At 71.0% G+C, this 14,058-nt stretch carries 13 protein-coding genes; 6 read left to right on the plus strand and 7 right to left on the minus strand.

Features of this window, described 5'->3' with window-relative positions:
- Positions 1 to 51 precede the first annotated feature (51 nt).
- Complete coding sequence (ahcY, locus tag RAN62_RS18530) at positions 52 to 1,536, minus strand: adenosylhomocysteinase (protein WP_438874522.1); 1,485 nt, start codon at positions 1,534 to 1,536, stop codon at positions 52 to 54.
- Positions 1,537 to 1,760: 224 nt separating this feature from the next.
- Between ahcY and RAN62_RS18535 the strand changes: the two genes are divergently transcribed.
- The 3 genes from RAN62_RS18535 (at position 1,761) to RAN62_RS18545 (ending at position 4,608) form a co-directional block, all read left to right on the plus strand.
- On the plus strand, positions 1,761 to 2,888 hold the full coding sequence (locus tag RAN62_RS18535; RefSeq protein WP_305785936.1) for a LacI family DNA-binding transcriptional regulator: 1,128 nt from the start codon (positions 1,761 to 1,763) through the stop codon (positions 2,886 to 2,888).
- Positions 2,885 to 3,205 carry a YciI family protein gene (locus RAN62_RS18540; RefSeq protein ID WP_305785937.1) on the plus strand — a complete coding sequence of 107 codons (321 nt, stop codon included), beginning with the start codon at positions 2,885 to 2,887 and terminating at the stop codon, positions 3,203 to 3,205. The genes RAN62_RS18535 and RAN62_RS18540 overlap by 4 nt, the downstream gene beginning before the upstream one ends.
- A gap of 110 nt (positions 3,206 to 3,315) precedes the next feature.
- Positions 3,316 to 4,608 carry an RNA polymerase sigma factor gene (locus tag RAN62_RS18545; protein ID WP_305785938.1) on the plus strand — a complete coding sequence of 431 codons (1,293 nt, stop codon included), beginning with the start codon at positions 3,316 to 3,318 and terminating at the stop codon, positions 4,606 to 4,608.
- 327 nt (positions 4,609 to 4,935) lie between these two features.
- On the opposite strand, the gene RAN62_RS18550 is transcribed toward RAN62_RS18545, so the two are convergent.
- Positions 4,936 to 5,790 carry a TIM barrel protein gene (locus tag RAN62_RS18550; protein WP_305785939.1) on the minus strand — a complete coding sequence of 285 codons (855 nt, stop codon included), beginning with the start codon at positions 5,788 to 5,790 and terminating at the stop codon, positions 4,936 to 4,938.
- A 396-nt stretch (positions 5,791 to 6,186) separates the two neighbouring features.
- On the opposite strand from RAN62_RS18550, the gene RAN62_RS18555 reads away from it, so the two are divergent.
- Positions 6,187 to 7,293, plus strand: coding sequence for a M48 family metallopeptidase (locus tag RAN62_RS18555; protein WP_305785940.1), 1,107 nt, complete (start codon positions 6,187 to 6,189; stop codon positions 7,291 to 7,293).
- Positions 7,294 to 7,451: 158 nt separating this feature from the next.
- Positions 7,452 to 7,988: a peptide deformylase gene (gene def / locus RAN62_RS18560; RefSeq protein WP_305785941.1), complete on the plus strand. Its 537-nt coding sequence runs from the start codon at positions 7,452 to 7,454 to the stop codon at positions 7,986 to 7,988.
- 614 nt (positions 7,989 to 8,602) lie between these two features.
- Here def and RAN62_RS18565 read toward each other — a convergent pair.
- Entirely contained in the window at positions 8,603 to 9,817 is a 1,215-nt protein-coding gene (locus RAN62_RS18565; RefSeq protein WP_305785942.1) for a cytochrome P450, read from the minus strand.
- Positions 9,818 to 9,967: 150 nt separating this feature from the next.
- Entirely contained in the window at positions 9,968 to 10,189 is a 222-nt protein-coding gene (locus RAN62_RS18570) for a hypothetical protein (protein ID WP_305785943.1), read from the minus strand.
- A gap of 313 nt (positions 10,190 to 10,502) precedes the next feature.
- Here RAN62_RS18570 and RAN62_RS18575 point away from each other — a divergent pair, with 313 nt between their 5' ends.
- On the plus strand, positions 10,503 to 10,925 hold the full coding sequence (locus RAN62_RS18575; protein ID WP_305785944.1) for a helix-turn-helix domain-containing protein: 423 nt from the start codon (positions 10,503 to 10,505) through the stop codon (positions 10,923 to 10,925).
- On the opposite strand, the gene RAN62_RS18580 is transcribed toward RAN62_RS18575, so the two are convergent.
- Genes RAN62_RS18580 through nhaA form a run of 3 tightly spaced genes read right to left on the minus strand, consistent with a single transcriptional unit; the run spans position 10,922 to position 13,959 of the window.
- Positions 10,922 to 12,166, minus strand: coding sequence for an MAB_1171c family putative transporter (locus tag RAN62_RS18580; RefSeq protein ID WP_305785945.1), 1,245 nt, complete (start codon positions 12,164 to 12,166; stop codon positions 10,922 to 10,924). The genes RAN62_RS18575 and RAN62_RS18580 overlap by 4 nt on opposite strands.
- On the minus strand, positions 12,163 to 12,657 hold the full coding sequence (locus RAN62_RS18585) for a hypothetical protein (RefSeq protein WP_305785946.1): 495 nt from the start codon (positions 12,655 to 12,657) through the stop codon (positions 12,163 to 12,165). The genes RAN62_RS18580 and RAN62_RS18585 overlap by 4 nt, the downstream gene beginning before the upstream one ends.
- A gap of 51 nt (positions 12,658 to 12,708) precedes the next feature.
- On the minus strand, positions 12,709 to 13,959 hold the full coding sequence (nhaA, locus tag RAN62_RS18590; RefSeq protein ID WP_305785947.1) for a Na+/H+ antiporter NhaA: 1,251 nt from the start codon (positions 13,957 to 13,959) through the stop codon (positions 12,709 to 12,711).
- Positions 13,960 to 14,058: the final 99 nt, after the last annotated feature.

A 14,058-nucleotide genomic window follows, 5' to 3' on the forward strand; every position in this document is an offset into this window, starting at 1 on the left:
GGCGAAAGCCCCGCCGCTTCTCGCGACGGGGCCTTTCGGAAAAGACGCAACTCAGTAGCGGTAGTGGTCCGGCTTGTAGGGACCCTCGACCGCCACGCCGAGGTACTCGGCCTGCTTCTTGGTGAGCTCGGTCAGGCGCACGCCCAGCGCGTCGAGGTGCAGGCGGGCGACCTTCTCGTCCAGGTGCTTGGGGAGAACGTAGACCTGCTTCTCGTACGCGTCCGGCTTGGTCCAGAGCTCGATCTGCGCGATCACCTGGTTGGTGAAGGAGTTCGACATGACGAAGCTCGGGTGGCCGGTGGCGTTGCCGAGGTTCATCAGGCGGCCCTCGGACAGCACGATGACCGCGTGGCCGTCCGGGAAGCGCCACTCGTGGACCTGGGGCTTGACCTCGACCTTCTCGATGCCGGGGACCTTGGCCAGGCCGGCCATGTCGATCTCGTCGTCGAAGTGACCGACGTTGCCGACGATGGCGTTGTGCTTCATCTTCGCCATGTGCTCCGGCGTGATGATGTCGGTGCCGCCGGTGGTGGTGATGAAGATGTCCGCCTCGGAGACGACGTCCTCGATGCGGACGACCTGCATGCCGTCCATGGCCGCCTGCAGCGCGCAGATCGGGTCGACCTCGGTGACGACGACGCGGGCGCCCTGGCCCCGGAGCGTCTCGGCCGAGCCCTTGCCGACGTCGCCGTAGCCGCAGACCACGGCCAGCTTGCCGCCGAGCATCACGTCGGTGGCGCGGTTGAGCCCGTCGACCAGGGAGTGGCGGATGCCGTACTTGTTGTCGAACTTGCTCTTGGTGACCGAGTCGTTGACGTTGATCGCCGGGAAGAGCAGCTCGCCGGTCTTGGCGAACTTGTAGAGACGCGCCACGCCGGTGGTGGTCTCCTCGGTCACGCCCTTGATCTCGGACGCGATCTTGGTGAACCGGCCCTTGTCCGCCGCCAGGCTGCGGCGCAGGGTCTCGAGAATGATCGTGTACTCGTGGCTGTCGTCCTCGGTCGTCGCGGGGACCGCGCCGGCCAGCTCGAACTCCCGGCCCTTGTGCACGAGCAGGGTGGCGTCACCGCCGTCGTCGAGGATCATGTTGGGGCCGAGGCCACCGCCGAAGTCGAACAGCTGCTCGGTGCACCACCAGTACTCCTCGAGCGTCTCGCCCTTCCAGGCGAAGACCGGCACACCGGTGGGCGCCTCGACGGTGCCCTCGGGGCCGACGACGACCGCCGCGGCGGCCTCGTCCTGCGTCGAGAAGATGTTGCAGGAGACCCAGCGGACCTGCGCACCGAGCGCGGTCAGCGTCTCGATCAGCACGGCGGTCTGGATCGTCATGTGCAGCGAGCCGGCGATGCGCGCGCCCTTGAGCGGCTGCGCGGCCCGGAACTCCTCACGGACGCTCATCAGGCCGGGCATCTCGACCTCGGCCAGGCGCATCTGGTGCCGGCCGAACGGGGCCAGGCTCAGGTCGGCCACCGCGAAGTCGAGGCCGTTGACGGTCTGCAGGCGATCGGACATGAAAGAGGGCACCCCCCTCGTCAGGAGGCGCCCTTGACGTAGGTGACCCGCGGGCCGAGCGTGGCGGACCGGGTCTTGTCGGACCCGCCCGTCGCAGCGCCTCTCGGCCAGGGGCTGCACCGGAGCACCGGCGCTCGTCAGATGATACCGCCGTCGGCCGAAGATCGCCCAAATCCCCGGTGATCACCTCAGGTCATCACCCGACAAGGTGCTTGAAAACCCCTCAAAAAGCCATCAAAAATGTACGCATGAAGCAGTCCCCGTCCGACCCCGTCGCCGGCGCTCCGAAGCGGGCCCGGACGCCCTATCTGATCCGGGAGATCGCGGCCCAGTCCGGCCTCAGCCCGGCGACGATCGACCGCGTGCTGCACCGGCGTGGGGGCGTGCGGCCGGGCACCGTACGCGAGGTCGAGCAGGCCATCGCCGACCTGGACCGGCAACGCTCACAACTGCGCATCGGCGGCCGCACGTTCATGCTCGACGTCGTGGTGCAGTCGCCGCCGCGCTTCACCGCCGCCGTGCGCGCCGCGCTCGAGGCGGAGCTGCCGGCGTTGCGTCCCGCGGTGCTGCGGTGCCGGTTCCACTTCCTCGACGGCGGGCCGCCCGACGAACTGGTCACCGTCCTGGACAAGGTGGCCCGCAACCGGTCGCACGGCGTGATCCTCAAGGCGCCGGACTCGCCCGAGGTCGTCGCGGCTGTCGCGCGGCTGGACAGACAGGGGACGCCGGTTGTCGCTTTCGTCACCGACCTGCCCACGAGCGCGCGCAAGGCGTACGCCGGAATCGACAATCGCTCAGCCGGCGCCACTGCGGCCTATCTGGTCCGGCAGTGGCTCGGCGATCGTCCCGGCGAGGTGCTGGTCGTGCGCGGGCGCGGGTCGTTCCACGGCGAGGACGAGCGGGAGATGGGCTTCCGGGCGGGGATGCGGGCCCAGGGCATGAGCCGTACGCTGCGGGAAGTCGTCGACGAGGAAGACCGTGCGGATGCCGTCCACATCGGAACGCGCGAGCTGCTCGCCGCGCACCCGGAGGTACGGGCCGTCTACTCGCTCTATGCGGGGGCGGGCGGCAACACGGCCGTGGTCGACGCGTTCGACCGCGAAACGCGCAAGTACGACGTGTTCATCGCGCACGATCTCGACGGCGAAAACGCGCAACTGTTGCGCGACGGGCGGCTGTCGGCCGTCCTCCACCACGATCTGCGGCAGGACCTGCGGCACGCGTGTCACCTGGTGTTGCAGGCCCAAGGCGAGTTGCCCGGGCCGCCGCGCTCGCAGCCGTCGCCTGTGCAAGTGATCACTCCGTACAACGGTCCGGAAAGCCCGGTGCTCGTTCGTCAGCCGGGTAAACCGGCAGCCGAGAGGATCGAACCGTGAAGTACATGATGTTCGTCTGCACCGACACCGAGCCCGACACGGGTGACGCTCCCGACATTGACGCGTGGGTCGAGGAGAACGACGCGGCGGGCCGCCGGCTCGACGGCGACCAGCTGGCCGGCCCCGGCGCCGCGACGACCGTGCGCGTACGCGGCGGCGAGCTGCTCCTGACCGACGGCCCGTTCACGGAGAGCAAGGAGGTGATCGTGGGCTACGACGTCCTCGAGTGCGCGGATCTGGACGAGGCTGTGCGGGTCGCGCGGGCGCACCCGATGGCCTACGCCGGACGCATCGAGATCCGGCCGTTCGTGAGCTGAGAAGCGGGCGCTCGAGATCGTCCGCTTGCGAGTGCCCGAGATCGTCCGCTTGCGAGCGCTCGAGGTCGCCGTGGGGTGAGCGTTCAGGATCGTCCGTTGGTGAGTGGGGAATGAGCGTTCGAGCAGCGGTCGCGCAGGCGCATCGGGAGTCCTATGCGCAGGTCGTCGCGACCTTGATCCGGGTGACAGGCGACTGGGACCTCGCGGAGGACGCGACGCAGGATGCGCTCGCGACCGCCCTCGACCGCTGGCGTACGAGCGGCATCCCCGACAATCCGGGCGGCTGGCTGATGACGGTGGCCCGCAACCGCGCCCTCGACATCGTCCGGCGGCGCAATACTGAGCAGCGAAAACTCGCCGAGCTGGCGAACCTGCCGGAGGAGCCGCAGTCGCCGGGGCAGGACGACCGGCTCCGGCTGATCTTCACGTGCTGCCACCCCGCGCTGTCCCTGGAAGCCCGGGTGGCACTGACACTGCGAACGGTGACAGGAATGTCCGCCGCGGACATCGCGCGCGTGTTCCTCGTGAGCGAATCAACAATGACCCGCCGCCTCACGCGCGCGAAAACCAAGATCGCCCAGGCCCGTATCCCGTACCAGATCCCGGCCGGTCCGGATCTCGCCGAGCGGCTGCCCAGCGTGCTCGGCGTCTTGTACCTGCTGTTCACGCGCGGCTACGACCCGGGCGGCCCGTCGGAGTTCGCAGCCGAGGCGATCCGGCTCGCGCGATTGCTCGACCGGCTGATACCGGGAGAGCCGGAGGTGCGCGGACTACTTGCTCTGTTCCTGTTGCAGCATTCGCGCAGAAGCGCGCGCCTGGACGAGCAGGGCCGGCCAATCGTGCTGACGGAGCAGGACCGCTCGCGCTGGGACCACGCCGCAATCGGGGAGGCGCTGGCGGTGTTGCCACCGCCCGACATCGCCGGCGTCCGACCCGCGCCGCCGGCGACTCACGGCAACCGGCGTTCTGACGTCGGCGCGGGTTCCCGTGAGCGTGCTGCCGATGTGAGTGCGGAGGAGTGTCGGTGGGTAGCGGACGGGCCGTATGCGATCCAGGCGGCCATCGCCGCGTGCCATGTCGCGCATGAGACGGACTGGGTGCGCGTCGCGGATCTCTACGATCGGCTGGCTTTGCTGCTTCCGTCACCCGTGGTGCGGCTCAATCGCGCATTGGCGCACGGATACGCGCACAGTCCCGCCCGTGGTCTCGCCCTGCTCGCCGAGGCGCGGGCGGGCGGCGGGCTCGACGGCTACGCACCGGCGCTCGCCGTGGCGGCCGATCTGACCTCGCGCGCGGGCGATCCGGTTGCGGCTGCTCAGTTGTACGAGTCAGCCGCCGCCGCAGCCGCCACGGACGGTGAGCGGAGTGTCCTGCTCGCTCGCGCACGCTCACTGAGCGAATGACACATGCCCCGCCCGCTGCTGAGCGAATGACGCGTACCGAACGACGCTTGGCCCCGCCCGCTGCTGAGCGAACGACGCGTACCGAACGACGCTTGGCCCCGCCCGCTGCTGAGCGAACGACGCGTACCGAATGACGCTTGATCCGCTCGCTAACGAGTGCGTGACGCATGGCGCGCACGCTACTGAGCGAATGAACGAACCCTCCCTGCGAAGGCGTACACACCGACCGTCGAGACCATCAGCGCCTCGCGGCCGTGCTCGACGGTGCGCAGCTCGTCCCACCTGCACCCGATCGCATGGCGAACAGAGGAAGTGCTTCGCGCATCTTCACTGAGCGAACGAGCGGAGGATCGCGCGAAGACAATCGGCGCTGCGACGTACTGCTTCGGCGGGGCTCGGGCCCGCATGTTCACCGTTCAGGATCGTGTCCTGTTCCAGGACCCACCAGCCGTCGTACCCGTGCCGGTGCAGGGCCGCGGCGACCCGGGCGAAGTCCACGTCGCCGTCGCCGATCGGGCGGAACATGCCCGCGCGTACGGCATCAGTGAAGGGCCGCTGCCCCTCGCGCACCTCCCTGGCCAGCGCCGCGTCGACGTCCTTGGCGTGGACGTGGGCGATGCGGCCGGCGAATCGTTCGGCCAGGTCGGCGGGGTCGGTGCCGCCGATGAGTAGGTGGCCGGTGTCCAGGCAGAGGGCGATGCGCGAGCCGCTCAGCACTCGGAGCACCTCGTCCGGGCGCTCGATCATCGTGCCGGCGTGCGGATGGAGTACGGCCGTCAGCCCCCGGGCATGCGCGCTTTCGTGCAAAGCGTTCAAGTTGGCCAGCGTGCGCGCCCAGCCGGACTCGTCGAGCTGCGGGCGCGTGTCGTAGCCGTCCAGCCCCGTCGCCGCGGCGAGCACCACGGTGTCCGCGCCGGCGGCTACGAAACGGTCGAGGTCCACTGTGGGTTGGCCCCGGTGCAGGACCACCGGTACGAAGCCTCCGACAGCGGCGAGCTGTTCTTTGTGGAGGATCGCTCTCGCGGCGGCGCCGTCGGCGGGCAGGAAGCCGTCCGGGCCGAACTCGGTGGCGGTGAGGCCGATCTCCCGCATCTCGCGCAGCACTTGATCGGCGGGCAACTGACGGCCCCAGCCCGGGACCTCGCTCACGCCCCAGGAGATGGGGGCTCCGGCGATCCTCATGCCCCGAAGCCTGCCCGTTTAACAAGATCGTAACAAGGCGTTGCGTACCTCAAAAAGACCTCAGCCTGAGGTGTTTCTGACGGATCCTGCCCCTCGGCCGAAAGCGGATGCGGCCTCTCAGCCGGAAGCGGCTCCGGCCCCTCGGCCGGAAGCGGATGCGGCTCCTCGGCCGGAAGCGGATGCGGCCCGGCCAGGAGGGGTTCCGGCTCCGACCGCAAGCGGCTCCGACCGCAAGCGGCTCCGACCGCAAGCGGCTCCGACCGCAAGCGGCTCCGGCCCCTCGGCCGAAAGTCGGAGGGAACCGCGGCGAGTTCCCGCTGGGAGCCGATGCGCCCGGGGCGGGGCGGCGAGGAGGCTGCTTGCTGACCTGACGACCAGTCACCGGAGGCAACCGCGATGACCACGGACGACGAGAACCGCCCCGCCCGCCGGCGGGTGACCCTGACCGGCATCAGCTCGCGGGCCTGGGAGCATCCGGCCGACCGGGGTGCCCTGACCGCCCTGCGCGAGCTGCGCGGCTTCGACGATGTCGTGCGGTCGATCTTCGGGGTGTGGAACGAGCGGGGCTTCCGGCTCCAGCATCTCGCCGGGGCCATCCGGGTCGACCACCGGCAGTACCCCAGGGTGTACCGGCTCTTCACGGAGGCGGCGACCACCCTCGACGTCGCGGAGCTGCCGGAGCTCTTCGTCGCGCAGGATCCCGTGATCAACGGGCGCGCCGTCGGCCTCAACCAGCCCTTCATCGTCGTCTCGACCGCCGCCGTGGAGAAGCTCGACGACGACGAGCTGCTCACCCTGCTCGGCCACGAGATCGGCCATGTCCGCAGCGGGCACGCCGTCTATCAGACGATCATGATCATTCTGACCCGCTGGGTCACCCAGATCAGCTGGGTCCCGGTCGGGGCGATCGCCCTGCGCGCCATCATCGCCGCCATGTACGAGTGGTGGCGCAAGGCGGAGCTCTCCGCCGACCGCGCCGGGCTGCTCGCCGGTCAGGACCCCGCCGCGTCGACCCGCCTGCTCATGAAGATGGCCGGCGGCGGCGACCTCACCCAGATCGACACCGCGGCGTTCCTCGAGCAGGCCGCTGAGTACCAAGGCGGCGGCGACCTCCGGGACAGCATCCACAAGATCGGCATGACTGCCTTCAGCGGCGTCCCGGTCCCGGTGGCCCGCGCGGCCGAGCTCCGCCGCTGGGTCGACTCCGGGGAGTACGCGACCGTGCTCGGCGGCGACTACGAACGGCGCGACTCCGACGGCGACGCGTCGGTCACCGCCGATGTGAAGGCGGCGGCTGCGCACTACCGCGAGACCTTCCGTACGTCACAGGACCCGCTCGTCACCCTCGCCCGGCGCATCGGCGGCGGGGCGGCGGACCTCGGCGACTGGGCGGGTACGCAAGCCGGCAAGGTAGGCGCCTGGGTCGGCACCGCAGCCGGCGCGGCCGGAAGAGCGGCTCGCCGGGGTGGCCGCCCCGACGACAACGGCACGCCGCCGGCCTGATCGGATCCCGCAGGGCCACGGACGGGGACGCCGCCGCCTGATCGGATCCCGCGGGGCCATGGACGGAAACGCCGCCGGCCTGATCGGATCCCGCGCGGGGTCACGGGCGGGACGCTGCCCGCCTGATGGGGTCTTCGCAAAGTTCTAGAATACGGACCGTGCAGACCCGGGCAGGAACTCCGCGACCGATCACCCGTTACGGCAACCCCGTGCTCCACCGCCGGTGCGCCGACGTGACGGTCTTCGACGAGGCGCTGGAGCAGTTGGTCGCGGACATGTTCGCGAGCATGGCGGCGGCCGAGGGCGTCGGGCTCGCGGCAAACCAGATCGGCGTCGACGCCCGGGTCTTCGTGGTCGACTGCCCCGACGAGACGGGCACCCACGTCGTCGCCCACGTCGTCAACCCGGTCCTGCACTTGCCCGAGGGCCGGGGGCTCGAGGTCGACGACGAGGGCTGCCTCTCCGTCCCGGGCGTCCGGGCGGAGGTGGGCCGCCCCGCCACCTCGTACGTCACCGGTGTCGACACGAAGGGCAACCCCGTCCGCATCGACGGCACCGGCCTGCTGGCCCGCTGCCTGCAGCACGAGACGGACCATCTCGACGGCCTGCTGTACGTGGACCGGCTCCCCGTCAAGCAACGCAAGAAGCTCCTCGCGAAGAGCGCCGACGCCCCAGCCGTGGGCGTCCTCGAATAGTCGCCGACCCCCTGGCCATGGGCTTCCTCGAGTAATAGTCGCCGACGCCCCAGCGGTGGGGTGTCCCCGAATGGTCGCCGCCGACGCCCCGGCCCGTGGGCGTCGTCGCACAGCCGCCGCGAACAGCCGCCGCGAACAGCCGCCGCGATCGGCCTGCGCGGTCGGCCTGCGCGCGGTCGGCCTGCGCGCGATCGGCCTGCGCGCGATCGGCCAACGCGCGATCGGCGGCGCGACGCGGAATGATCGATTCAGGAGATGGACAAAGACCGGGATCGGTCGATACTCTGTGCCGGACGCCGTTGCGAGTTCTTCCCCCGTGGAATTCGCAGCGGCGCTCCTATTTCCGCACCGATTCCGTGTGCGTGACCGCCTCCCGCCCCGGATCCCGCGCGGCCGCCCGATGCCCGGCGCGACAGTCCGCGGGGAATCGCGGGACGCCGGATCGCGGCGGGGCAGTGCCGTGATGAATCCGGCGGCAGAGCGGAGACGCATCGCGTCAGGGCAGCAGCGCGTCGCATCTTGGCGGGAAAGTGGGCGACGCATCGCGGCGGGAGCGACCGGATCCGCGCGGCCGGTGAGCGAAGCCGCGCGGTCCAGTGCCGGCCCGGAACGTCTCAGTCGACGGCGACCGGCAGGCTTGTGAGTCCGCGCAGGGTCAGGCTGTCTCTTCGCGCCGGCGCCCCGGCCAGCTGCATCGCCGGGAAGCGTTGGGCCAGCGCCGGCAAAGCGATCTGTGCTTCGAGGCGGGCGAGCGGCGCGCCCAGGCAGTAGTGGATGCCGCCGCCGAAGGAGACGGGGGCGTTGTCGGGGCGGGTGAGGTCGAGGCGGTCCGGGTTCTCGAAGCGTTCCGGGTCGCGGTTGCCCGCCCCGAGGTAGGAGATGATCCGTTCGCCGCCCTGGATCGGGACGCCGGCGACCTCGATGTCGTCCCAGGCGATGCGGGGGATCAGTTGGACCGGGGAGTCGTACCGGAGAAGCTCCTCGACCGCGGGAACCGCGATCGCCGCGCCGTCCGTGCGCAGCTTGGCGAGCTGGCCGGGATGGTCCAGGAGCGCGACGACGCTGTTGGCGAGCAGGTTGGTGGTGGTCTCGAAGCCGGCCATGAAGAGCAGGCCGGCCATGGTGAGCAGCTCGTCCTCGCTCAGTTTGTCGCCGTCCTCCTCGGCGGCGACCAGCGCGCTCATCAGGTCGTCGGTCGGCCGCGCGCGGCGCTCGGCCGCGAGCCCCGCCAGGTAGTCGCGGATCGTGGCGGCCGCCGGGTCGGCCTTGGCCAGGACCTCGTCGGTGACGATCTCCATGACCATCGTCCAGTCGCGGACGAGCTGCTGAAACTGCGGACGATCAGCCTCCGGTACGCCCAGCAGCTCCCCGATCACGTTGACCGGCAACGGGAACGCGAACGCCGTGACGAAGTCCACCTTTCCGCTCATGGCGCTGAGCAGGTCGTCGACCATGCGCTCGATGCGCGGGCGCAGCGCCTCCACGCGGCGGGGCGTGAAAGAGGTGCTCACCAGGCGGCGCAGGCGCGTGTGGTCGGGCGGGTTGATGGTGATGAGGCTCGTGAACAGCTGGCGCAGGGACGGGTGGTCGGCCCAGCCCGGGCGTACGAAGTCGAGCATGTGCGCGGGGACGTGGCCGAGCTTCGGGTTCTTGACGACCGCGGTGCATTCGGCGTGCCGGGTGACCACCAGTGCGCCGTCGCCGGCCCGGACGATGGGTGAAATCTCCCGGAGCCTGCGATAGCGCGGATAGGGGTCCTCGCGCCCCGGCATCCGCGTCAGCTCATCGAGCAGGGTCGACACCTCGGGGCTCTCCACGATGTCCGTCATGGCCCCGAGACTACAAGCGACGCGCCGCCCGCTCCGGCCCCGAGACTGCAAGCGACGCGCCGCCGGCTCCGGCACCGAGACTGCAAGCGACGCGCCGCCCGCTCCGGCTCCGAGACTGCAAGCGCCGCGCTGGCCGCCCCGGTCCTGAGATCACAAGCGAAGCGCGGCCGGGGACAACGTGGCCGGGAAGAGCGCGGCGGGAAAGCATCGGCGGAAAAGCAACAGCGCGGTGGGGAAGGGCGAGGCGGGGAAGAGCGCGGCCAAGAAGCCCGGAAGGGCCAGGAAAATCCGCCCCGAGAAGGCGAGATTGCGCGAAACCGCAATGAGCTTGAGCCCACTCCCTCCATCGTTTACGCTCGGCCCGGAAGTCATCAACCTGAGTTTACGGTCGTTGCGATGCCGCACATCGGGGGATGGTGCAGCCCGCGGGTTGCTCATGCGACATCACCGCAACGACCGCATTTCGTGGGTGGACCCGGGTGTGCCCGGCGCGCGGCGCCAGGCGACCCGGGTGACGGGCGCCGAGCAGGACCGGGTGCCGGGCGAGAGGGCCGACCGCGCGTGCCGGTGCGGAAAGGCCCGAAACGCCGGGCAGGCGCGGAAGGTCCGGGTCGTGCGAAACTGTCCCGACCGGCGGCCACCGGATGACGAGGCCGCAGCGGCGCGACCGGCGGAAGGAGCGCGGATGCCGTCCGAGTTCTCCCTCGCCGACAAGCTCGACCGGCTGTTCCGCCAGGTGCGCGGGGCCGGCCAGGGCGAGGTGAGCTACATGGCCGTGGCCGAGGCGATCCGCGAGCGGCAGGGCATCGCGATCTCGCACACCTACATCTGGCAGCTGCGCACCGGCCGCCGCGACAATCCGACGATCCAGCATCTGCGGGGGCTGGCGACGTTCTTCGGCGTACCCGTCGCCTATTTCCTGGACGACGACGAGACCCGCAAGATCGACGGTCAGCTCGAGCTGCTCCGCACTTTGCGCGACGCCCAGGTCACCGAGATCGCCCTGCGCGCCGCCGACGTGTCGCCCAGCAGCCGCGAGACGATCGGCGAGCTCGTCCGCAAGGTGTGGGAGCTCGAACAACGCCGCAAGGGTGGCGAGCCGACCTAGCGCCGCGCGGCGGCCACGAAACGTGCCGGCTCCGGACGCCGGATCGCCGCGCTGACGGCACTGAGCCACGCGATCTCCGACGCCAGATCGTCCCCGGCCTCAAGCCACCGACCCCCCGAGCCGCCCGGAGAAAGCCCCGAACCGCCCGAGCCGCCCGAAGAAGGCCCGGAATCGCCCGGCCCGCCCGGAGACAACCCCGAGCCGGCCTGAGAAAACCCAGAGCCGGCCGGAGAAGGCCCCGAGCCGCCCGGGGAAAGACGCGAGAAGTCCGGCGATCCGGGAGCGAGATCCCGCGCCCGCCGGTCCAGCGCCAGCGCGACCGCGCAAGCCTCCACAAGCGACGCCGGAGCATCACCGACGAACTGGCGAGCCTCCTCGTGCGCCGACGCCGGCAGCCATCCTCGCAGCGCCAGCATCCCGTCCCGGATCTCGATCACCCGCCGGTACAGCCGCAGCCGCACCTCCTCGAACCCCGCCAGCTCGATCAGCGCCCGCCGCCGCGGAAACAGAATGACGTCCGGGAACGTCCGCCGCATCAGCGTCCACAACGGACGCAAGGCCCACAGCGACCGGTACGCCCGGAGAATCGTCCGCGCCCTCCCACTGGCCGGAACCGCCGCCCCGACGACGGCGAGAATCATCCCGGCCGTACGCACCCCGTTGGCGACCGGCTCGATCGGCGCGAACGACACGGGGGCCCCGAGCGCGCCCGCGATCACGACAACGGTCTTGACGACGGCGTAGAGCGCGATGATCCACACCCCGGCCGCCATGGCGCGCAGTCCCAGGCGGAGGCTCCGGGAGGAGGCCGCCCCGGCGGGACGCCAGAAGATCAGGCCCGCCACGGACAGCACCCCGCCGAGATAGCTGTTCAGGACGATCCAGTACGCGGTGTCCGTACCGATGAGGGCGATCAGCGCGACGAGCACCGCGACCGTCACGATCAGCTGGCGCCCCGCGGCCCGGGGGTGGGTGTCGGCCCAGCCGGTGACCAGCATGACGAAGCGCAGCAGGAAGTAGGCGCTGAGGACGCCGAAGAGGTGCGGGACCACGGCGGCGTGGGTGGTGACACGGTCGAGCGCCGCCGATCCGGCCGGGGAGGAGGCCGTCTTGACGAGCGCGAGGGCCAGGACGGTCGCCCACAGCGCCCGCTGCTCGGGGCCGCGGCCGAGGGTGGGCAGGCGGATCAGCACTGTCGCCCAGAGCACGAGGAACAGGGCGCTGGAGAGGCCGCCGTTCACCGGCGGAATTTGAGCACGTCGGCGAGGGTGCCCAGGGTGCCGCCGGCCGTCCGGGCGCGGGCGCCGGCCGATCGCGCCCGGATCAGGGAGGCGAGCATCTCGGCCTCGCGCTCCTGCGTGGTCGTGTAGCTGACCCGGCCGAGGATGCGCGAGACGGTGGCGGGGTCGACGTCGGGGACGAGCCGGGCGAGCGCGCCGCCGCTGACGTCGAGGCCGGTGCGGTGGCCGCTGAGCATGTGGGCGAGCTCGTGCAGCACGATGTGCTCGGCGTGCAGCCGCGACGTGCCGGGATCGTAGAAGACGTAGTCGGTGTCGCCGGCGGCGATCCAGAGGCCGCAGGGGGCGCCGGCCTCGAGCCCCGGCAGTGGCCGCAGCACGAGCGGACGGCCCCGATGGGCGGCGACAACCGCCGCGAAAGCGTCCAGATCGAACGGTTCCGGCACGTCGATGCCCGCGAGTCGTTGCTCGCAGCGCCGGCGCAGGCTTCGCACCCCGATCCCCTCCGTCGGACACCCTTCAGGCGCAAGCCTACCCGGCCGAAACTATCGCTCCTGGTAAATGTCCGGGATGCCGTCCTCGTCCGCGTCCCGGCTCTCCTGCTCGTGCACGTGCCGGTAGTGCCTGTTCCGCAGCCGCAACACGATCGCGGCCAGCAAGGCGGCGACGGCCGATCCGAGGAGGACCCCGATGCGCGCGTGGCCGTCGTGCGGACTGCCTTCCCCGTACGAGAGCTGGGCGATCAGCAGCGACACGGTGAACCCGATCCCGCCGAGCAGGCTCAGTCCCAGCACGTCCCACCAGCTCAGCCCCGGGCCCAGTTCGGCCCGCGTGAACCGCTGGACCAGCCACGTGGTGCCGGTGATGCCGACCGTCTTGCCGACGACGAGCCCGGCGACGACCCCGAGCGTGACCGCGTCCCCGAGCGCGGCGCCGAATCCGCCCGCCGCCGCCACCGAGACACCCGCGGCGAAGAGCGCGAACACGGGTACGGCCACCCCGGCGGAGACGGGCTGCCAGCGCTCCGCGAACCGGCCCGCGAGACCGCTGCGCACGGGCACGGTGAAGGCGAGCAGGACTCCGGCGACCGTCGCGTGGACGCCGGACTCGTGCATGAGCCACCACGCGGTCACGGCCAGGGGGATCAAGAGCCACCACGCCCGTACGCCGCGCTGGACCAGCAGCCCGAACAGCGCGATCGGCAGCAGGGCGAGCAATCCCGGCACCGGGTGCAGTGACGACGTGTAGAAGACCGCGATCACCAGGATCGCCAGCAGGTCGTCGACCACGGCCAGCGTGAGCAGGAAGAGCCGCAGCGCCGACGGAAGATGAGTGCCCAGCACCGCGAGCACGGCCAGGGCGAACGCGATGTCGGTGGCGGTCGGGATCGCCCACCCGGCGAGCGTCGCCGAGCCCTGGTTGATCAGCGTGAAGACGAGCGCGGGGGCCGCCATGCCGCCGACCGCCGCGAGCACCGGCAGGGCCGCCCGGCGGGGGTCGCGCAGCTCGCCCGCGACGAACTCCTGCTTGAGTTCGAGCCCGGCGACGAAGAAGAAGATGGCCAGCAGCCCGTCGGCCGCCCACTTCTCCAGGCTGAGCGGGCCCAGGTGCAGCTCGGCCAGGCCGCGGTAGGCATCGCTCCACGGTGAGTTGGCCCACAGGAGCCCCACGAGCGCCGCGCCGAGCAGCAGCAGGCCGCCGACAGTCGCGGTGCGGAGCAGCTCGGCGATGCGCCGGGCCTCGGGCCAGGTGCCGCGCGAGAAGAGAGACCCGGTGCCGCGCGAGAAGAGGGACATCGTGCCTCCGTCAGGGGTCGGTTCAGCGAACGCCGACCAGACTTCCCGGCACACCTCCAGTCAGAGTACTACCAGCGTAGTAGGCGTGCGCGGCGCCAC

This window comes from Symbioplanes lichenis (assembly GCF_030709675.1).
GTDB lineage: Bacteria > Actinomycetota > Actinomycetes > Mycobacteriales > Micromonosporaceae > Actinoplanes > Actinoplanes lichenis.